Source organism: Emticicia sp. TH156 (assembly GCF_002855535.1).
Classification (GTDB): domain Bacteria; phylum Bacteroidota; class Bacteroidia; order Cytophagales; family Spirosomataceae; genus Emticicia; species Emticicia fluvialis.
The window spans coordinates 53,112-73,249 of record NZ_PKRS01000005.1; the positions used below are offsets into that span (position 1 = coordinate 53,112).

General features: G+C 48.4%; 12 protein-coding genes. 2 read left to right on the forward strand and 10 right to left on the reverse strand.

Annotated elements, in window-relative coordinates:
* Positions 1–316: 316 nt before the first annotated feature.
* Positions 317–919, forward strand: a complete 603-nt coding sequence (locus C0V77_RS10585) for a hypothetical protein (protein ID WP_143706064.1) — start codon at positions 317–319, stop codon at positions 917–919.
* A 78-nt stretch (positions 920–997) separates the two neighbouring features.
* Positions 998–1,777 carry a DUF1080 domain-containing protein gene (locus tag C0V77_RS10590; protein ID WP_101726602.1) on the forward strand — a complete coding sequence of 260 codons (780 nt, stop codon included), beginning with the start codon at positions 998–1,000 and terminating at the stop codon, positions 1,775–1,777.
* A 59-nt stretch (positions 1,778–1,836) separates the two neighbouring features.
* On the opposite strand, the gene C0V77_RS10595 is transcribed toward C0V77_RS10590, so the two are convergent.
* From C0V77_RS10595 to C0V77_RS10640, 10 genes are all read right to left on the reverse strand, one after another.
* Positions 1,837–4,209 (reverse strand): GH92 family glycosyl hydrolase, encoded by a 2,373-nt coding sequence (locus C0V77_RS10595; RefSeq protein WP_101726603.1) that lies wholly within the window; start codon positions 4,207–4,209, stop codon positions 1,837–1,839.
* Positions 4,210–4,234: 25 nt separating this feature from the next.
* Positions 4,235–5,773: an arylsulfatase gene (locus C0V77_RS10600; protein ID WP_229236259.1), complete on the reverse strand. Its 1,539-nt coding sequence runs from the start codon at positions 5,771–5,773 to the stop codon at positions 4,235–4,237.
* Positions 5,773–8,040, reverse strand: coding sequence for an alpha-L-rhamnosidase C-terminal domain-containing protein (locus C0V77_RS10605; RefSeq protein WP_101726342.1), 2,268 nt, complete (start codon positions 8,038–8,040; stop codon positions 5,773–5,775). The genes C0V77_RS10600 and C0V77_RS10605 overlap by 1 nt, the downstream gene beginning before the upstream one ends.
* 54 nt (positions 8,041–8,094) lie before the next feature.
* Complete coding sequence (locus tag C0V77_RS10610; protein ID WP_101726343.1) at positions 8,095–9,420, reverse strand: Gfo/Idh/MocA family protein; 1,326 nt, start codon at positions 9,418–9,420, stop codon at positions 8,095–8,097.
* A gap of 27 nt (positions 9,421–9,447) precedes the next feature.
* Entirely contained in the window at positions 9,448–10,989 is a 1,542-nt protein-coding gene (locus C0V77_RS10615) for a hypothetical protein (RefSeq protein ID WP_101726344.1), read from the reverse strand.
* A gap of 29 nt (positions 10,990–11,018) precedes the next feature.
* The gene (locus C0V77_RS10620; protein WP_101726345.1) at positions 11,019–13,034 is read right to left on the reverse strand and encodes an NPCBM/NEW2 domain-containing protein; all 2,016 of its coding nucleotides are present in this window, start codon (positions 13,032–13,034) and stop codon (positions 11,019–11,021) included.
* A 17-nt stretch (positions 13,035–13,051) separates the two neighbouring features.
* Positions 13,052–15,052: an NPCBM/NEW2 domain-containing protein gene (locus tag C0V77_RS10625; protein ID WP_101726346.1), complete on the reverse strand. Its 2,001-nt coding sequence runs from the start codon at positions 15,050–15,052 to the stop codon at positions 13,052–13,054.
* Positions 15,053–15,077: 25 nt separating this feature from the next.
* Positions 15,078–16,784, reverse strand: a complete 1,707-nt coding sequence (locus C0V77_RS10630; RefSeq protein WP_101726347.1) for a hypothetical protein — start codon at positions 16,782–16,784, stop codon at positions 15,078–15,080.
* A gap of 41 nt (positions 16,785–16,825) precedes the next feature.
* On the reverse strand, positions 16,826–18,193 hold the full coding sequence (locus C0V77_RS10635; protein WP_101726348.1) for a DUF1080 domain-containing protein: 1,368 nt from the start codon (positions 18,191–18,193) through the stop codon (positions 16,826–16,828).
* A gap of 71 nt (positions 18,194–18,264) precedes the next feature.
* Entirely contained in the window at positions 18,265–20,124 is a 1,860-nt protein-coding gene (locus C0V77_RS10640; protein ID WP_101726349.1) for a RagB/SusD family nutrient uptake outer membrane protein, read from the reverse strand.
* Between the last annotated feature and the right edge of the window lie 14 nt (positions 20,125–20,138).

The window sequence follows — 20,138 nt, forward strand, 5'->3', positions numbered from 1 at the left end:
CCGCTTTATGATTAACCGGTATGATTCTTTAAATGTAAATACTTTTAATCAAAAAAATAATAATTATTTTTTTTAATACCGGGTTTTAAAACGCCGATAGATAGTTCTGAAAGGCTGGTAATTGCGGCTGAATGAAGAATGATTTGGCCGGAAATTGTATTTTTCAATGAAATAAACGCAATTATGTGTCTTTTTGACGCATTTTTTGTTTTACCAATATGCTTGCCGGTACCTGAAAAACCAGCTTATTTTTTTTTGATTTTTTTACAACCATTTGTTGAATGTGGGAGTCGATAACAAAAAAAACTTATCAAAAATGAAAAGATTTCTGAGTATAATCTTACTTTTGACAGCAATGGCCTGCGAAAAAGAAAACATTGCTTATAACCGCGACTTTGACAGCAGCCTTAATGCCTGGCAGACTTTTAAGCAAACTTCGGGTAATTCTTACAGGTTTACGGTTACGGCAGGTACCTGGGCGGGCTCGAGCTGGAAAACCAATCTCATTGTAACCAAAGGTAAAGTTACCGAGCGTCATTTTACATATACTGTGTTTCATGATATCAGGATGCCTGCAAACGGATGGGATGAGGCAGAGGTAAATAAAATACTGGCTTTAATGAAAACCACGGCCGAAGAATTTAAAGCCAGAAACGGTGTGTCGCTGGCAGAGGTATTGTCTTGGAGCGAAACCGGCAGCAACCTAGGGGCACACAAAAACACTTCGGCAGCAGACCTGATTACCCTTGACGACGTATATGCCAAAGCCGAAACACAGTGGCTGGTGAAAAGAAAAGGGGTATCTGTTTATTTTGAAGCAAAAAACAGCGGGATGATTTCCAGCTGTGGATTTGTAAACGACGGATGCCAGGACGATTGCTTTGTTGGTATCAACATCTCAGAAATAAAAGCTTTGTAGCGGTTTGATACCGAGCGCCGGGCTAATCAGGTACATATGATTTACGTATTCAACCAACCGAAAATATATCAGTACTCTATGAAACGTAACATTTACAAAGGTTTAGTTAATTCTCTGGCGCTGCTGTCTGTGGCGGTAGGGGCCGCCCATGCGCAGCAAAAAGGTGTTGGTGTAAAAGCCCCGGCCGGAGCCGAAGTTTATTTTGACGGCAGCCGCAAAATGCTTGATGACAAATGGACGTACTGGGAAGGCCCCCGTCTGTCGGCCACGTTGCCCATTAAGTGGTATATTGTAAATGACCCTGCCGGTAAAGGCACTGTTCTGAATACCAACGACCCCGCCGGAGCAGGTGGCAGGTATGGCGCAGCAGATATTGTTACGAAAGACACTTTCCGCGACTTCAGGGCGCACATTGAGTTTTTTATCAGCAAGCCGGGGGGCAACAGCGGGGTGTATCTGCAAAACCGTTATGAAATACAGGTGCTTGATGGCGACACCACGTCGCACGGTATGGCGGCGGTTATCAACGAAACCCCGTCTCCTTACTATGCTTACAAGGGTGTAGGCAAATGGAATGCCTACGATTTTGTGTTCAGGGCGGCCCGGTTTAAAGATGGCAAACGCGTAGAGCAGCCGATGGTTACACTTTACTTTAACGGTAAAAAAGTGCATGTAAACCACAAAATAAGCCAGGTATGGGGTGGCCCTAATTCGGGTATTGATGGGGGTAACGATGGCGGAAAAGGTATTACTGATACGCCCGGAGGCCTGAAACTGCAAGCCGAAGGCCATGAAGTGCTTTACCGAAATATCTGGATAAAACGCCTTGACCTGAAAGAACCCAATACCGATTTTTAAGCAGATAAATGCAGGTAAATAATAAAATAACCCGGGCGAAAACCCGGGTTATTTGCATTTTAAGGATGGGATGACATCGATTCCGGTGCATCCTCAGGCTTGCTGCCCCAGCTTTTGTTGGGGTCTTTCCCCATGTTCAACACCAGCCTGCCGCCATTGGTAACAGTGCTGTGCCATACCCAGGGTTTGTTGAGCGCCGCACCGTCTAGCTGTGCCGACTGAATGTAAACATTGGTGGCAGAGTTATTACGGGCTTCAATCACAAATTGCCTGCCTTTATAATATTGAGGGTTTAGGTGAAAAGTGATTTTACTGAAAACCGGGCTGCTGATTTCATAGTAAGGTTTGGGGGTAGTGCCGCCGCTGGTAGAGAATATACCTGTTTTAAGCAATACAGCCAGGCTGCCCATCAGCCCCTGGTCTTCGTCGCCGCTATACCCGGAGTCCGGCGATATGCCACTATACACCTTATCAATAATCTGGCGTGTCCAGTACTGGGTGCGCCACGGTGCACCGGCAAAATTGAACAGAAAAGGCGTTTGCATACAGGGCTGGTTGCCGTAGTTGATATATACCCGGCGCAGGTGTTCAAGGGTTTCTTTGTCATGAGATTTGCCCGATACAAAATCGTGTTCGCTTGCTTTCTCAAAAGAGGTATTCAGCTTGTTGGTAAACGCCTCGCGGCCGCCCATCAGGTTAATAAGCCCCTGCACGTCATGAGGCACAAACCAGGTGTACTGTGCGGCATTGCCTTCTTCCCAGCCGTTATCATAACGCAGAATATCAACCGGCGCGCCCCATTTGCCATCTAGGGTGCGGTTCCACATCCAGCCAATTTCGGCATTATATATATTGCGGTAGTTGCCGGCGCGTTTCATAAACAGGTTGTAGTCATCTGTTTTGCCCAGGCTTTTGGCCATTTGTGCCAGGGTGTAATCCTGATAGGCATACTCAAGGGTTTGGGTTGACCCATCCTGATGATACCCGTATTTAATGTTCGTAAGCGGGTGCGGTACATACCCGCGCTCAATATAATATTCAATGCCGCCACCTTTCATGGTGTTATGTTCATAGCCGGCTTTGCTCATCAATCCACCCGGAAAATGGTTTTTCCGCATACCTTCGTATGCTTTGGCAATATCAAAACCTCTGATGCCTTTCAGGTATGCACTTACAATAAACGGAGTTGAGGGCGCACCAGACATCACAAAAGTATAATTACCACCTGCCGGGCCACGCGGTATCAGCCCGCCGTCGGCATACATCAGCAGCATTGAGTTAACGAACGATTCCGTTACTTCAGGGTAAACCAGATGCCACAGCGTATTAAGCGACCACTGTGCACCCCATAGGGCATCAAAGTTATGGTGGTTAAATTTGGGTTTACCGTCGGCACCCAGTGGTATTTGTTTAATGAGGCGTTCGGGGCCTGTCATGTCGGCATATTTTCCGTTTACGTCAGATATAATCCTTCTGCCCAGCAGTGCGTGCCACAGGTCGGTATAAAAGCGGCTTTTTTCCGTTTCGGTTCCACCTTCAATTTCAATGCGGCTTAGCCAGCTGTTCCAGTCGTTCTGGCTGTCGGCCACTGTTTTGTCAAAGTCCCAGTGCGGTAATTCTGTTTTCAGGTTCAGGCGAGCCTGTTCTTCACTTACCAGCGATACGCCCACTTTCATGCGTCTTACTTCATTTTTTCTGGTTTTAAAGCTGACATAGACCCCGGTTTTTTCTCCTCCTATTACTTTATCTACTTCTTCCAGCTGGCCTTTACGCCATCCTTTCAGGGTATCAAATGGTTTATCAAAAACGGCCACAAAAAATACGGTCAGGGTTTTAGGTCGGCGGGTAGTGGGCGCCATAATGGCGTAGCCTTCCAGTTCCTGGTTACTTACTTTTTTTACATAACCTTTCTGGGTATCTGACGGCCCCAGAAAAGTAGAGAAGTCGAACAGAATATGGCTCTGGTCTGACTCAGGAAAGGTGTACCTGTGAAACCCCACACGGGTGGTTGAGGTCAGTTCGGCGGTTATCTGGTAGGCATCCAGCATTACTTTATGATACCCAGCCTTTACTACTTCTGTCTGATGCGAAAACCGCGACCCATATTGCTGGTTACCCTTATGGCCGTTAAACGCGCCGACGGTTGGCATCACAGGTATGCCAGAGAGCTGCCAGTCGTGCAAATGGCTGAAACACCTGATGCTGTCTGAATGATAACGATAGCCTGAACCCCAGTCTGAATTAACGCCGGTATCCGGGCTCAGGTTAACCATGCCGAAGGGTCTGGTGGCAGAATTGAAAAAAAACCAGCGCGAATTGGCGGCATCAACCCACGGATTCACACGGTCAACGGGTCTTATTTTTTGGGCGAAAGAGGCGCTCAACGCTGCCAGGGTAACAAAAAAAGTAAGCGTATATTTATTTATATTCATTCTCTGAAACATTTTTCAATCTATATTATTTACCCAGCCAGGTAAGCTGGCTCCAGTAGGCAGGGCCGTCGTTGGTTTGTATTTTACCTTGTGTGCTTCTGCCATCTTTTACATATCTGGTAAGCAGGTTGGTCAGTTCTTTTACTACTTCAGGGTGTGCGGCGTACACATTCCGGGTTTCGGCTATGTCTGCCGACAGGTCATAGAGCTGAATCGGCGGTAGCGATTTTGCTTCTTCGCTGTCTTCTTTGGGTTTGCCGTTACCGCCCGAGTGCGAACACATAATGAGTTTCCATTTACCTTTTCTGATAGCAAAATATCCGTTAGACGAATGATGAATAACCGAAGCACGCGGGGCATGGGTAGGTTTACGGCCTGTTAATTCGCTTAAAAAACTGTAGCTGTCTTCGGCCACGTTGTCTTTCAGGCTGGTTTTGTTCAGCTCGGCTACGGTTCTGAAAAAATCGGTGCTGCAAAGCAACTGGTCTGACACTTTTCCGGTTTTTATTACCTTGCCCCAATGAACAATAAAAGGCACACGATGGCCACCTTCGTAAATGTCGGTTTTCAGCCCGCGGTAATCTATAGACGGATTATGCCCTTTTGATAGTTGCGCCTGCAGGTTGGCCGAATTGGCAAAGCCGTTGTCTGACGTAAAAACAATAATGGTGTTGTCGTAAATACCGTTCTTTTTCAGGGTAGCTACTACCTGTTTTACTACGTCATCTACCATCAGTACAAAATCGCCATAGGGAGACACCTTGCTTTTGCCCACAAAATCGCCGATGGGTAGCACAGGCGTATGCGGCGCCGCCAGCGGAAAATACAAAAAGAAGGGTTTTTCTTTATTGGCGTTCTGGTTGATGAACGACAGCGCCTTTTCTGTAAACCTGCCAATGACATCTTCTGGTTTAAAATCGGGGGCGCTTATGCCAGCTCTGAACAGCTCAATGCCTTTGCGGCCTTCGCAGGTATCTTTGGGTATAGCTGTACAGAAGCCGTTTTCTACGTAGGCATAAGGGGGCATATCTAAAGACGCAGGAATAATGAACGAGTAGTCGAAACCATTGCTGTTCGGGCTGTTACGCACCTGCTTGCTGAAATCCACCTTTTTTTCGCCTGCTTCAATGTTGCCCCAGGTCATGCCCAGGTGCCATTTGCCCACCATACCCGTTTTATAGCCCTGCTTTTTTAGGTAAGATGCCACAGTTTCGCGTTTTGGGTCTATCAATGGGGTGTCATAACCGTGCAGCACGCCTTTTTTCATGGTGGTGCGCCAGTTGTAACGGCCTGTCATAATACTGTAACGGGTAGGGGTGCAAACGGCCGAGGTAGTGTGGGCATCAGTAAACCGAACCCCCGATTGCGCCAGTTTATCAATGTTTTCGGTATAAATTTTACCATTAGGGTTGTAAGATGATACGTCGCCGATACCCAGATCGTCAGCCAGTATGTAAACTATGTTGGGTTTCTGCGCAAAACCTGCCGACAGCACAAAAAAGCATAGCAGGGTGCAGAGGGTGTTTTTTTTATTCATGGTCAGAAAAAATGATTCTTGTTGCATTACTTCAGTTCAAATGTATAGTGGCCGGGGCCTGCATTGGGTATTAAATAATAACCGTTACCGGGTTTTATGCGGCTTGCTTGCCCGTTAATGGTCAGTTGCTTTTTGGTTGTATCGGCAGGTATGTAAATCATGGCCCGCGTGCCACCGGGTACCTCTGCTTTCATGGTAAATACTGTGGCGGTTCTATTGAAAGAAACCTGCACAGGACCCTTGATGGTAGGGGTTTTAAGCGATGCCCATGCCAGGCTGCCCGGCTGTGGTTTTATACTGAAAGTAGTAAAACCCGGTTCAAGGGGTTCTACACCCATCAGCTTCCGCACAATAATATTACCGGGCGCTGCGCCCCAGGCGTGGTTCCAGTCCAGATTAGGCTTATAGACTTTGTCCCAGGCTTCCAGTGTAATGGTAGAGCCCACTCTTATCATGTTATACCAGCTGCGCTGTGCGGTTGATGTCAGCAATTGCAGGGCATAGTCGGGTTCTCCGGCTTCATAGAGGGCGTCCATCAGAAACTGTGCGCCGTACACGCTGCAAGCCATTTTTCGGGTTTTAATAAACTGCACCACCTTTGCCTTGTCATTTGGCGGCACCAGCCCAAAGGCCAGTGCAAACATATTGGCATGTAAAGAGGTGTGGCTGGTGCTGTCGCCGTCTTTTATTAACCCCGTGCGGGTATCCTGAAACGTTTTCAGAAAAGCGCCCGAAACCGCTGCTGCTTTAGTGGCATACAATTGTGCGTCGGCTGTTTTGCCCAGTATGGCGGCTATCTGGCTCATCAATACCAGATTACGGTAATAATAGGCGTTAATAACCGCGTTATAGGTATTATACACAAAGCCATCGGTTTCTCCTTTATATTCTTTTTCATTACCAATGTAGTCGCCGGTTTGAGGCCAGTCTACGTTGTCATGCAGGCCGCGGCGGTTATCAAACGTAGCGGTTATATGAATGGTCTTCAGAAAATCATCGGTTTGTTTATTGGTTCGGGTGCTTATCAGGCCGTCCATACCGGCAAGGGGCATCAGTATTTTGTGCTGCAGTTCGGTGTAGTATTTTCTGAGCAGCAGGTCATCGCCTGTGTATTGATAATCGTTCCAGGCTATCAACACATTTTGCAGGCTCCATTCGGTGGGCCAGGTAGGGTGATAAATAAGGTAATTCATTGACCGCCTGCCAATGCTGTATTCGGCATCAACCGCATAGTGCGACAACTGATTAATCAGCGCATCGGCTTCGTAAGGAACCCGCTCGCGGTCGCCGTCTACATAATAGCCGGTAAAGCTGGTGGCTTTCATTGAATATTTGCAGAGGTCCCATATCTGGTTCAGTACCGTATCTGCCGAGCTGAATGAAGAGGCGGTTTCATCAAACGGATAAAAGACTATTTTTCTTTGTACAGATTGCGGGTTGATGCTGCCCTGAAAGTTATGCAGGCTCAAATACCTGAAAGGATACACCTCGCCTATATAAGCGGGCATCTGAACCGGATTCCGGCTATTCCGTTTTTCATTGGGTAGCCAGTTTATCACGTAGCTGTGCGTACCGGCCTTCACCCATATTCTTTGTTGATGATAGCGGATGTTTCTACCGGGGTTTTTGTGTATTACTCCGGGTTTTTCCAATGCTTCGCCTACCTCAATCCAGATTGAATCAGTTACAGGGCTTGTCAGGTGTAAAGATATCTGCGCCAGTGCATCTTTCCCGAAGTCAAAAAAATAGCTATTTGCCGTGGTTTTTATTATCTGCCGGGGTTGTTGCATTTCTGCCACCAGCGGCTGGTGGGCAAACGGCTCGGCGGGGTCAGGTTCGCTCAGATAAAAGGCTGCTGTTGCCGAGTAGGCCGAGGCTACGCCTTTTTGGTTCCAGGTGCGCACTTTCCAGTAAATAATGGTGCCGGGTTTAAGCGGTTTGCCCTGATAAACCGTCTGATTTTTACGGGAACTGATTTTTTGCGAATCCCACAAGTCGGCGCGGTTGCTTTGCAGCAGGCGGGCATCAGTTGCCGCCAGAATCTGGCAGGCAGTTACGCCGCCGCCCTGCCGGGGTGTCTCCCAGCTTAATACCGGGTTTGGGTTGCTTATATAGGCAAACTGATAGCGTTTTTGCTGTTTCAGAGCTGAATCAAGCGGTATGTCGACCACAAAGCCCCTTTCGTAAACCTGATGGGTATTCAGCAGCTTATCTGTCCGCAAACGAAAAGGTGCCTGACAGCGGGCTTCAAATAATAATAATAATAACAGAATGGCAGGCGCTAGGCTTCTCATGCAATGAAGGGTGGATTGATTGAAAAAAGTCGACAAATCTATATCACCCGAAATTTAAACTTTTGGAAATACAAAACCATTATGGTAAGTTGGTTTTATAAGTGCGTTAGCCTTTTTGTTATCAAATTTTCCTTTGGCGGCATCCCATTGGATTCTGTCGCCGCTTCTGAGCGATACGTTACCCATGTGTGCATTAATGGCAACGGTGGCTCCGGCGTGTATAGGGCAGGCCAGTTGTTCAGGTTTGCCGTTTTTCATTACCTCCACAAAGTTTCTGGCGTGTAGTTCCAGCCCGTTGTCAGACTTCTCAATCAACGGAACAGCCTCCATCCTGAATCCCTTACCGTCTTTTTCGGGTATTACTTCCCAGCCGTTGCGGGTTACTACCAGGGTACCTTTGGTGCCAATAAACGCAATGCCATGGCCTTTGCCATATTGCCCTGCGCCAATGCCCATGTAGTGTTCCCAGGTGTTAGAGAATGAGCCGAAGTCATACGTTACATGAATGTAATCCGGTGTTTCGCGCGGGTCGTCCGGGAAAAGCCTTTTACCACCTACCGACGATACCGACAGCGGCTCGCTGGCGCCCATACCCCACAAAACAATGTCTATCAGGTGCACACCCCAGTCGCACATCAGGCCTCCGGCGTAGTCCCAGAACCACCTGAACTCGTAATGAAACCGGTTGGCATTAAATGGTCTTTTAAGTGCCGGGCCCAGCCACATGTCATAGTCAACACCTGCAGGCACGAGGCCGTTGGCCACATTGGGCAGGGGAGTAGTGCCACGGTACATCCAGGTTTTGGTATTGATGATGGTACCCAACTGGCCCGATTTTACAAACGCAACGGCGTCTTTAAAGTGTTTCTGGCTGCGTTGCCACTGGTTTACCTGCACTACCTTGCCCGACGCCTCAACGGCGCGTACCATAGCTTTGGCTTCGGCAATAGAGTTGGCCACTGGTTTTTCTACATATACGTGCTTGCCGGCCGACAGGCTGTCAACCAGTTGCAGGCAATGCCAGTGGTCTGGGGTGGCTACCAGCACGGCATCCAGCTCTTTGTCTTCCAGCATTTTGCGGTAGTCTTTATATACTTTCAGATTCGGGAAACCCGCCTTGCTCAGGTCGGCTTTGCGTTTGTCCAGTTGTTCGTCGTCTACATCACAAATGGCTGTCAGGTTAATTTCATTTATTTTCAGAAATGCCCTTATGTTATTAAAGCCCTGGTTTTTTACCCCAATCAGGCCCACGTTGATTCTGTCGCTGGGGGCAACTTTTTTTCTGATAGATGCCAGCGCTTCAAGGGGCAACAATTCCATTAAACCTAATCCGCCTAGTGTTGCGGCAGTGTTTCTGATAAAATTTCTGCGAGAACTCATCTTTAATATAGTGTAGGGTTGAATAAATTATTTTCCTGGTGTTATTTCAATAATGGGTTGTGTCAGGTTCTGCATGGCAGGCACCTCATACGTTATTTTATAAAAAAAAGGTACGTCGTCTGCTATGGCATATTTTTTCTCGGCCGTTTTGGGGTCGGTTTTTTCTATGCTCAATACTTTCAGGCTGGTTTTTACCTGCATTGCAAAACCCGATAAGTTCCAGTTCTGTTTCATAAAATGGTCGGGCCGGGTAGCCGGGCTGTAAACCAGCACTTCAAGCTGATGCGCCTCAGGGCTGCTGCTGAAAATCTGCATGGTGGTGCGGGTGGTTTTTAAATTGGTGTGGCCGTCGCCCTGTATAGCCAGCCATCCGGTTGCGCCTTGGGTGTTTTTCCAGTGTATGGTTCCGGTTTTTATTTGTTCCCAAATACGCTTGTTGCCCCACATGGCGCCCATCATCCAGTTCTTATAGATGGCAGCACTTACGGCTTTGATACTGTCTCCGGTGTAATTATTTGGTACATCTCTGTTTATATATACCGGAAACGATTTGGCTTTCATGGATTGAAGCGCCGCAACGGGTATTGACAGCCCCAGATGAAAAATAGTGCTGAGGTTGCTCATTTCGCCATATTTGCGGCCTATTCCGGCAGGTATCGGCGCCAGCGCTTCGTTGTCAACTGCCAGCGCCATCCAGATTCCGGTGATGGATAAGTAGCGGGTCATTTCCATGCCATAGCCTCTGAAATACGGCCCGGCCATATTCTTTAGCACAGGGTTATAGAACAGAACAATTTCCTGCCAGAAATCTTTTTCAAGCGAATGCGCCATTTCGCGCAGTTCTTTCGAAAATGACATTTCGCGCCATAAGGCCAGGCCAATCAGGTTTACGCCATAATAAGTAGGCGAATTGTATTCGCTGAAAGTTTTGTGCGCCTGATACAGCCTGAATATGGCTTGAGCCTTGGCCACCCCTGCTTTTTGCAGGTAATCTATACCCAGTACAGTGCCTGTGTATTCCATCAGAAAGGCACTCATGATAGATATATTGGTGTAGTCGGCGCCTACGTTTCTTTTAAAAGCGCCCTTTGCCGCGTGCAGCAACCCCGTATCTATGTCTTTCAGCAGGTCGGCAGGCAGCAGGTGTCTGTATTTCTGACGGATAATGATGAGGTCGCAGCCGATAAATTCCCGCCAGTTTTTATCGAATCTGTCGTTCAGCACTGAGGTTTTCCAGATGCCGTACAGTTCAGAGGTTTCGTCCTGATACTGATTTTGCAAAATCCATTTCAGAATAACTTTTGCCTGTTCAATGTCGCCGGGTGCGTTTCTGAACAGCAGTGCCTGTGCCACTCTGGTTTTTGAGCGAAGGCTGGCATGGTCTGTCAGTGTGGTTTCTGCCTTTACACCGGGGGGTATTTCGCTGTTCAGAAAAGTATCAAACAGTTTTTTCTGATAGGCAGAAAGGGTTTTGTAAGTAAAGCTTTTGTTATATAAGGGGCTGCTTTGCTGTGCCTGTGTGCTGATGAAACCCAGCACGAAAGCCAGTATGACGATTGTTTTGCTCATTGTGCCTGCCGATTAATAGAGATATAAAATTATTTGACAGATGTTGCCCGTAGCAGCACCACCCCATGATGCCTGATGGGGGTTTTATAAGTACTATTGAAACGCCCCAGGTTTTTCTGCCGCCAGACATCGCGAAGCTGATAGTTGCCGCTCAGGCCTATTTCAGCCAGATTGAGGGTGAAAACAGTGGGTTTTTCGTTACCCCAGTGAAAGTACGACTGCGGACTTTTGCCGAAGTCGGCGGTGTAAAAAAGGCCAATGGCAAAAGAGCCGTCTTCCAGTGGTTTTTTCCATATTTCAACACCGTTTTTGTTGCCTGCCAGCCGGGCAGCTTTGCCCAGCGGGTCCTGATTGATTTCTATCACCTCATCGTTCGATAGCAGATTAAGCGTGAAATCGTCCAGCTGTTCAATGGGGCAGCCAATCAGCAATGGGGCAGCCAGCAGGCTGAACAAGCTCACGTGGCTGTATTGTTCGTCGGGTGTCAGGCGGGTATCGTGCATCTCAGAGCCAATGGCTACCTTGCCTACAATCATCATGTCGGGGTCTGCCCAATGGCCATGCCCGCTATACGGCGACCACTTGTCGAGCGAGAAAGAAGTCATGTAAAGGCTTGTCCAGCTGTCTTTAATATCTGGCCCGGTGCGGTACATATTTGAGGTACGCACCCAATCTTTTACTTTGTCGAAAGGGGCATTATTTGAAAGGCTGAAGACCACATCACGCCCCGACTTGTTGAGGGCATTGCGCATTCTTTCGGCAGAGTTTACGTCAATCCGCCAGTCATATTTCAGAAAATCTACCCCCCATGCTGCCATTTGCCGGGCATCTGCTTCTTCAAATCTGTATTTGGCAATGCGGTTAAATGACCGGCGGTTTACGATGATAGACTCATGGTTCTCGCCACCTTTCTCAAAGTCCGACGATGCCCCGGCGTATCCGCCATAGCTTGATATATAAGGGGTTGAGTAGAGCCCGGCTTTCAGCCCCAGTGAATGGATGTAGTCAAACAGGCCTTTCATGTCCGGAAACTTACTGTTCGGTTGCAAGGCCGATTCCGGGCCGCTGTGTTCGCCCTGCCAGGCGTCGTCAATGTTTATGTAGGTCCAGCCGTGGTCTTTCAGACCCGATTTCACCATCGCATCAGCAGAGGCAATCACTTTTTCGCGGTCAATGTTAGCCTCCCACGAGTTCCACCCATTCCAGCCAATGGGTGGGGTAAGTGCAATGGTATCGCCAATAACAATGGTTAAGTTACGGGTAGATACCCCCAGCGCATTACTTGCCGAAATGGTTGTCTGATAGGTTCCTTTCTGGGTTACTTTTCCGGTAATGATACCCGTGCGGGTGTCTAGCACAAGCCCGTTTGGTAAGGGGCCGGCAGCAAAGCTGAGTGGTTTTTGGCCGGTAGCGGCAATGGTGTATAAAAACGGATTGCCGGGTGTTGCGCCAAATAATCTGGCCGAATTGATACGCGGCTTAGCCGACGGCCTGGGGGTAAGTATATATTTTTCGCCTTGGGTTATTACGTGTTCCGGCGCATGTCCGGCTGCCATTTCCAGCCGGGCGTCTATCCAGTTGCAGTAAGTTCTTTTGTTGTTAATGCCACCAACGGGGTCGGTAACCAGCAAGCCCAGTTGTTTGACACCCTGCAGATTTACCGAAACAGGCTGTGGGGTGTCTCCAATGCGTATGGGTTTGCTTTCAAACAGTACTTTGCCGTCGGCCAGTACATAAAAAGTCAGGGGCAGGTCTTTATTGCCCATGTCGTCGGCTCCTATTAAGGCCGTAAAACTGCGTGCGTGCCCATTCAATGCAAAAGCTAACACACAGGGCGACTGCGCACCAATACCGCGGCTGTATCTGCGGCCGTTGATGCGCAGCGTATCTCCCTGATAGTTTTTTTTGCCAACAGCAGGTCTGAGTCCTTCAGAGAATGATTGAATCGGCAGGTCGTCGAGCCAGATGGTTTGTGTTTGCTGGGCAAAACCGGCGGCAGACCATAATAGTGTAAAGGTTAAGGCGAAAAAATTTATTCTGAACATAGTAGGGGGGCGTTAGATTATTTTACGGGCGAAATTCTGAGCATTACCACTCCATGATGGTTAATAGTGCCTGAATAAACCCCGCTGAAAACACCCAGGTTTTTCTGGCGCCATACGTCTCTCAACTGATAGCGGCCTTGTAACCCGAGTGCCTTCAGATCAAGGTTGTAATGAATAGCTTTTTCATCGTCCCATCTGAAATAAGACTGCGGTGTTTGCCCATAGTAGGCTATATTAAACAGCCCGATGGCATAAGAGCCGTCTGCCAGAGGTTTCACCCAGGTTTGCACGCCGTTTTCTTCTTTAACCAGCCGGGCGGGTTTTCCGGCAGGGTCCTGGTTTATTTCTATTACCTCATCATTAGTTAACAGATTCAGCGTGAAGGCATCGAGCTGTTCAATGGGGCACCCAATCAGTAAAGGCGCCGAAAGCAGACTGAAAAGGCTCACGTGGCTGTATTGCTCGTCGGGTGTCAGGCGGGTAGGGTGCAGGGCAGAGCCCGTGGTTACATTCCCCAGTATCATCATGTCGGGGTCAAGCCAGTGGCCACGGCCGCCGTAGGGTGCCCATTTGTCGAGCGTAAAGGCTGAATGATACAGGCTAAGCCAGCTATCGCGGATGTCAGGGCCTGTTCTGAAGCTGTTGGTGAGCCTTGCCCAGTCTTTGGCATAAGCAAAGGGGGCAGAGTTTGAAATACTGTACACAATATCCCGGCCGGAGTTTCTGAGTGCCACCGACATTTTTTCGGCAGCTTTTACGTCAATCCGCCAGTCATATTTCAGGTAATCAATGCCCCATTCGGCCATTTGCCGGGCGTCGTTCTCTTCAAAAGTATATTTGCCTATGTACCTGAACGCCCTTTTGTTGTTTTTGATGGAATCGGTTATGCGGCCGTTCGGGTAATCTGACGAGCCGCCAATGTACCCTGCATAACTGGTGATCATGGGTGTTGAATATACACCCACTTTCAGACCTAGAGAATGGATGTAATCAACCATTTTTCTGAACTCCGGAAACTTCTCATTAGGCTGAATGGCGTTTAATGCACCGCCACGCTGCCCCTGCCAGGCGTCGTCAATGTTAATGTAGGTCCAGCCGTGCTGGTTCAGGCCCATTTTTATCATTGCATCGGCAGAGGCCTTCACTTTTTGCTGGTCAATGTTTTTTGCCCACGAGTTCCAGCCGTTCCAGCCGATAGGCGGGGTAAGCGCAATGGTATCGCCAATGGTAATAGTTAATTTCTTTTGGGCTTCTCCGAAGGCATTGCGGACTTTCAGGTTAGCTGTATAAGTGCCTTTCTGCATTACTTTACCGCTGATAATGCCCGTTTGGGTATCTACCGACAAACCTTTGGGCAGGTTTTGAACCGAGTACGTTACCGGTCTTTGGCCGGTGGCGGCAATGGTATATAAAAACGGATTACCCGGCCTTGCACCAAACACACCTGCAGAATTGATGCGCGGTTTTTTGGCTGGTTGTGGCGTAAGAATGTACCGCTGCTGCTGGTTGGGTATGGTAGCGGGTATAAAATTGTCTTTCATGACAAAAGCCGCATCGGCCCAGTTGGTAAAGGTTCTGTTGATGTCAATATCAACAAGCACCAGCAAACCCAGGCGTTGTATGCCTGCAAGGTTTACATTTACAGGCTTGGGGGCGTCGCCCCAGCGCATTTCTCCACTGTCAAAAAGTATCTGTTTGTCGCCAATTACGTAAAAACGGTGCGGCAGGTTTTTTACGCCCAGGTCGTCAACCCCAACCATGGCCGAAAATGAAGCGGCATGCCCTGCCAGCTGAAACGACAGCACACTTGTAGAGCTGACCCCCACACCATGCGCGAAGGTTTTACCGGCTATTTTCATTGGGTCGCCGGCGGCATTGGTTTTAGGTAAAACTGCCGGTATGCCCTCAGAATACGACTTAATGGGCAGGTCGTCGAGCCATAATGGCTTTGTATTTTGCGCAATTGTGCAAGTGGCAAGCATAGCCAGCCACACTAGCAGAGCTAATTTTCTGTTCATAAGCAAATGAGTTGAATGTATGGACTCAGGATAAACGGATGGTATGCTTAAAAGGCGTAAAGCCTGTCAGATAAACCGTTGGCGCATCCATTGCGGGTAATGCACCGCGCAACTGCACACCTTTGTGTTCAATCCGGCCTGAAGAAAAATGAATAGTATCTTTACCTGATGTATAAGAGCCGTTTTGCCCACCGAAAAGGTAAGCATGCGGCTGTAACGCATGAGGGCTTACCCCTGTAAAAGTACCACCCGGCCTGAAAATGAGTTCGAGTGAAACCGGCACACCGTCTGTGCCGGTTATGTTTAAATCCACATCAACACCATTGTCAGTCGGGGTTATGGTTACAGTTGTGTTTAATTCCTGTATTTCGCTCTGTTTTCTGAGCGTGCGTGGCATTTTATCGAGGTTGCCATCAGGCGATATTTTATCTTTATCGAGGGGTTGGTAATAGGGGCCTTCCAGATGCCGCCTCAGCACCCATTTGTTGCCGTTCTGCTCTATTTTTTCAGACTGAAACTGCCCTTTTCCGAAAAACGAAGCAGCAACACGCATAGCCTGCAACACAGCATTGCCTTTATGAAAAGTAAGCCAGCCGGGGTTGTTACTCAGCAGGGTGGTATCCCAGTTTCCATGGCGTATTCTTACTAATCCAGAGTACGGAAAAGCCTTTACATAATTAACCGGCAATGGGGTGTCTGGCGGCAAGGGCTGCCAGAGGGTGGGGTCTTCCAGAAAATAATCCAGATACCCGGCCAGTTCCTGGGGGGTACTGGTTTGTTCAATCAGCCTGCACATGGCGGCCATCCGGCCGTTATTTTTCTTTAGCGCCATGTATCGGTAGCAGTAATAGTATTTAGACATATTACCGATGGTGCCTTTGTCCTGGCGGTTCGAGGCCTCAGTTACAACTTCTCCGTTAGGATGTACATAATAGAGGGTCATTTCCAGATTTTTCAGAACGGGTTCTAAAAGATCCGGCTTACTGAGGCCCCTGGCCAGGGTTATCAACGAGCGGTTTACGATTGGTGAATAGCTGTTGGTGCTTTTTTCAGTATATTGGCCGTCGGGGTCAATATCTATGTGTTCAGCTAACCATTGGTCTATGCGGTTCAGGTAGCGTTTGTCCGGAAAAAGCCCATGCAGCCTTACTAAGGCAGCCGAAACCACCCATCGGTGGTTGGGCGTATGTATGCCGCCTCTGATGAGGCCTTCTCCGGCATTTTTTAGAAATGTCTGTATATAAGCCAGCGACTGCCCGGCGCCTTTGGTTTGTGATTTTTTCAGAAACTGCCAGGCCGGAATCATGTTTTCCAGAATAAAGGCGGTGTCGGGCGTTGAATGGAAATTAGTAGCCAGCAGGTCGATGGTGCCGTCGGTATGCTGAAACTTCAGCATGGCCGCAGCGGCGCCCTCTACTTCTTTCAGGGTGTCTGCCGACTGATAATAAACTGACTCAGGGCAGGCCATCAGTATACAGGCTTTGGCAATAAAACTGCTGGTAGTGTGTGGGTTAGGTATCTCTACATGGTCGGTGTAGCCACCAAAGTATCTATGGTTGGGGTCGGTTACTTTCAGCGCCCTGAAACCGGGTAGCTGTGCCTCATTTATTTTTATCCAATCCACAATCCAGGCGGGTTTCTGGTCAGCCACAAAGGCGTCTGCGCTCAGGTTCAGGAATGGTACTGAACAAACCGACAGGATTCCGGTATTGACAAATGTTCTTCTGTTCATGATACTAAAAGAATAGGGTTAATGAAGTGCAACTGCCCGCATCAGAATTCTCTGATTTTGATACTTCTGAAATGCACCTCATCGCCGTGGTCCTGCAACAGGATATGCCCTGCATACGCCTGTGCAAAATTTTCGTAAGTGCTATATTTACTTTTGGCTACCAGATTACGGAATATCTGCGAATGGCGGTTGTATTCTACCATTTTCAGGTTATTGAGCCAGTGTTCAACATGGCCGTTTCTGGATACTATCCTTAGCTTGTTCCACTTACCCGGCGGATTGATACGTTTTTCTTTACTGCCTTCCGACAGGTTTTCGGCAGTAATGAGGTCATACAGGGAGGCCGTAGTTCTGTTTCCGTTTACACCTGCTTTGGCGTCAGGGTGTACGTCATCGTCCAGAAGCTGAAACTCCGGCCCTAATCCTGTACCTGCTTTTCTTTTTGGGTCATTTACTACAAAATATTTCAATCCACTATTGGCACCTTTGGTAAGCCGGAAGTCTAGCTCCAGCTCAAAATCTGAAAAAACCTGAACGGTTTCAATGTCTCCGCCTTTCCGCACGCTGTCTTTTTTAGAGCCCAGCACTTTCAGCACGCCATCTTCCATCACCCAGCCCGCCGCCGGGAAACCACTGCCATTGGCAACTTGCCAGCCGTTGGCAGTTTTGCCGTCCCAAAGTAAACGCCAGCCTTTTCTTATTTCATTTTCAGTAAGCCTGTTGGGCAGGTAACTTACTTCGGGGGCTTCTTCGCCTTTAAAAACTACTTCATTCAGGTTATCTGTTGCTATTCTGATGTTCTTCCATTGTACTGTCAGGCCTTCTTGTTCGGGTCTTTTTATCTGATGTACCTGCAGGGCTATTAAACCGCGGGCGGTTTGGGCGTCAAGCACGTTGGCACATGGTATGCCGTTTATCCAGGTCTTGATATTGGGCCCTATGGCCTCAATATGATAGCGGTTCCATTGTCCGTTTCTGAAAGCCACCCTTCCCTGCGGGTTGGCCGACATCGGGTATAGCCATCCGTTGCGGGCTTCGTCGTAAATACCGCCGCTCCAGGCACGTGGGGCGGGGTCTATCTCTACCTGATACCCATGCACGCGGCCATTCATAACGGCGGGGTCGCTGATGCTGCGTATCTGAATACCTGAGTTAAGGCCGATGTCAACTTTTACATCCATTTCAAGCACAAAATCGGCATACAGGGTTTCGGTGCATAAAAAGGTATTGGGTGTGTTGAGCCTCGAAACCCCTATAATGGTCTTGTTTTCAATTCTGTACTCGGCGTTTCCGTTGCGTTTTATCCAGCCTTTCAGGTCTGCGCCGTTAAAGAGGTCTTTCCATTGTGCATGAGCGGCAGAGCTAATCAGCAGCATTGCCACAAATGCTGTTTTTATCAAATTATTCATAGTGTAAGGGTTAAATAGATGGCTATTGTGAGCGAGGCAGCCAAGGCCGCCTCACTCAAAGAATTACTGAATCAATAGCCCGGATTTTGCGTCATTTTAGGGAATGACAAGTCTATTTCAGACTGTGGTATTGGTCTAAGGTAATGTATATCGCTGATAGCCTGTCCCTTTACCCAGGGATTGTATTTTTTCACACGTTCTACCAGTTTACCTGTTCTTTTCAGGTCAAACCAGCGGTTGTATTCGCCCATTAGTTCACGCGCTCTTTCGTCCAGTATCAGGTCAACGCTGATGTTGGCCGCTGTGGCACGGTACGAAACAGCCGCCAGCGATTTCTGGTCTTCAGGGGCGGCGGCACATTTAGGGTCGGCGCCTTTTTTGGTACCCAGGGCGCGGTCAAGTACTTTGTTGTAGTAAACCTCTGCGCCACCCAATTTGCCGCCTTTTGCGCCTTTCACAATGGCTTCGGCGGCAATCAGATAGGCTTCAGCTGCTCTGAAAACAGCTTCGTTAAATGTACCGTAGGCGTCGCCGTAAGGAATACCCGGCTGCCAGAATTTCCACATCAGAGGGGCCTGAATGTTATAGCCTGAATTATCAATCGGGTAACCTCCACCATATTCGTAAGTATTCACTACGGCGTAGTTTTTGGTGCCGCCCAGGTCAACGCCTCTTTCAGCTGTCGACTTCGTAGGGTTGTTCCAGGGGCGGCATACCAGTACAGTATCGCCAACGGCGAAACTCACTTTCAGGTTTGGGTTACTTAAGGGCAATGGTTTGTAGTCTTTAACCGCCGATAACGAATACCCCACACTTACAAAATTATGTGCGTAGCGGGTGTCGATATCCGGGTCAAACATGCGGTAAGCGGCAGTATTTACCTGGTGGATACCAACCGAACGGTTGTAGTCTGTGGTACGGCCTTTGCTGCCAATGAAACCCTCTCCACTTGGGCCAAAGCGCGAGTGCAGGTCGTTTCCACCGGCGGCATCCTGCGTAAAGGCCGGGTCGGTTTTGTTGGTAAGAATATCTGAGTTATACTGCACGGCAAAAATTATCTCGGCGTTTTTGTCGTTCTGTGCACCTGTGTACTGGGTAAGGGGGTTGTCGGATCTTTTTGGGAAAAGATCTTTATAACTGGACGCCAGCGGATAGGTGTCAATAATTTTATCGGCATATTGCAGCGCAAGGTCAAAGTCGGCATTGGTGCCACCCAGGGCATTGTTGAAGTTCCAGCCGCGGGTAAGGTAAACACGTGCCAGTAAAAACTGGGCGGCGCCTTTAGTTATACGGCCATAGTTAGAGGCCGTAGCCGGTAGTTTGGCTTCGCAGTCAAGCAGGTCGGCAATTATTTGTTTGTACACTTCTGCCGAAGCCACCCGAGGGAAATTTTTCTGAGGCGTTGTAATTTCAGCCAGTGGCATGGGAATGTCTCCCCAATGTTGTACGGCATAAAAGAAACACAAGGCGCGGAGGAATTTTACCTCGGCCACGCGGGTATCTTTCAAAGCCTGTGCCATAGTGGTGATGCCGTCAGCACGCGAGATGGCCGTATTGGTACGTGCAATTTCTGCATAAAGCAATTGCCATAGCGTTTGTACTTCCGGAATAGCGGCATTGAAACGGTTGTCGTAGACATCAAGCAATACAGGCGGGGTTTCTTTACCATTTACTGCTGAGGGATTCCAGCCCGGCTGCGACGAGAAAATATCTGTGCCGTTGAGTACCAGTATCCGGTTCTGATGGATGTTTCTCAGCAGTGGGTAACAAGCCCTTACGAGGTCTTCAAACCCTGCTTCGGTTTTATAGTAGACATCGGTGGTAAGGGTAGTTTTAGGGTTTTCGTCAAGAAAAGAATCCTTACAACCGGCCGATACAAGTAATAAGCCTGCGGCGATTAAGAATTTTGATTTTGAATATATAGATTTCATTGTCTTTCGATTAA

Coding starts and splice junctions, on each gene's coding strand:
- C0V77_RS10615 (WP_101726344.1), bottom strand. CDS start 10,989: ATGAGCAAAACAATCGTCATACTGGCTTTCGTGCTGGGTTTCATCAGC.
- C0V77_RS10620 (WP_101726345.1), bottom strand. CDS start 13,034: ATGTTCAGAATAAATTTTTTCGCCTTAACCTTTACACTATTATGGTCT.
- C0V77_RS10630 (WP_101726347.1), bottom strand. CDS start 16,784: ATGAACAGAAGAACATTTGTCAATACCGGAATCCTGTCGGTTTGTTCA.
- C0V77_RS10605 (WP_101726342.1), bottom strand. CDS start 8,040: ATGAGAAGCCTAGCGCCTGCCATTCTGTTATTATTATTATTATTTGAA.
- C0V77_RS10595 (WP_101726603.1), bottom strand. CDS start 4,209: ATGAATATAAATAAATATACGCTTACTTTTTTTGTTACCCTGGCAGCG.
- C0V77_RS10600 (WP_229236259.1), bottom strand. CDS start 5,773: ATGCAACAAGAATCATTTTTTCTGACCATGAATAAAAAAAACACCCTC.
- C0V77_RS10610 (WP_101726343.1), bottom strand. CDS start 9,420: ATGAGTTCTCGCAGAAATTTTATCAGAAACACTGCCGCAACACTAGGC.
- C0V77_RS10640 (WP_101726349.1), bottom strand. CDS start 20,124: ATGAAATCTATATATTCAAAATCAAAATTCTTAATCGCCGCAGGCTTA.
- C0V77_RS10635 (WP_101726348.1), bottom strand. CDS start 18,193: ATGAATAATTTGATAAAAACAGCATTTGTGGCAATGCTGCTGATTAGC.
- C0V77_RS10585 (WP_143706064.1), top strand. CDS start 317: ATGAAAAGATTTCTGAGTATAATCTTACTTTTGACAGCAATGGCCTGC.
- C0V77_RS10625 (WP_101726346.1), bottom strand. CDS start 15,052: ATGAACAGAAAATTAGCTCTGCTAGTGTGGCTGGCTATGCTTGCCACT.
- C0V77_RS10590 (WP_101726602.1), top strand. CDS start 998: ATGAAACGTAACATTTACAAAGGTTTAGTTAATTCTCTGGCGCTGCTG.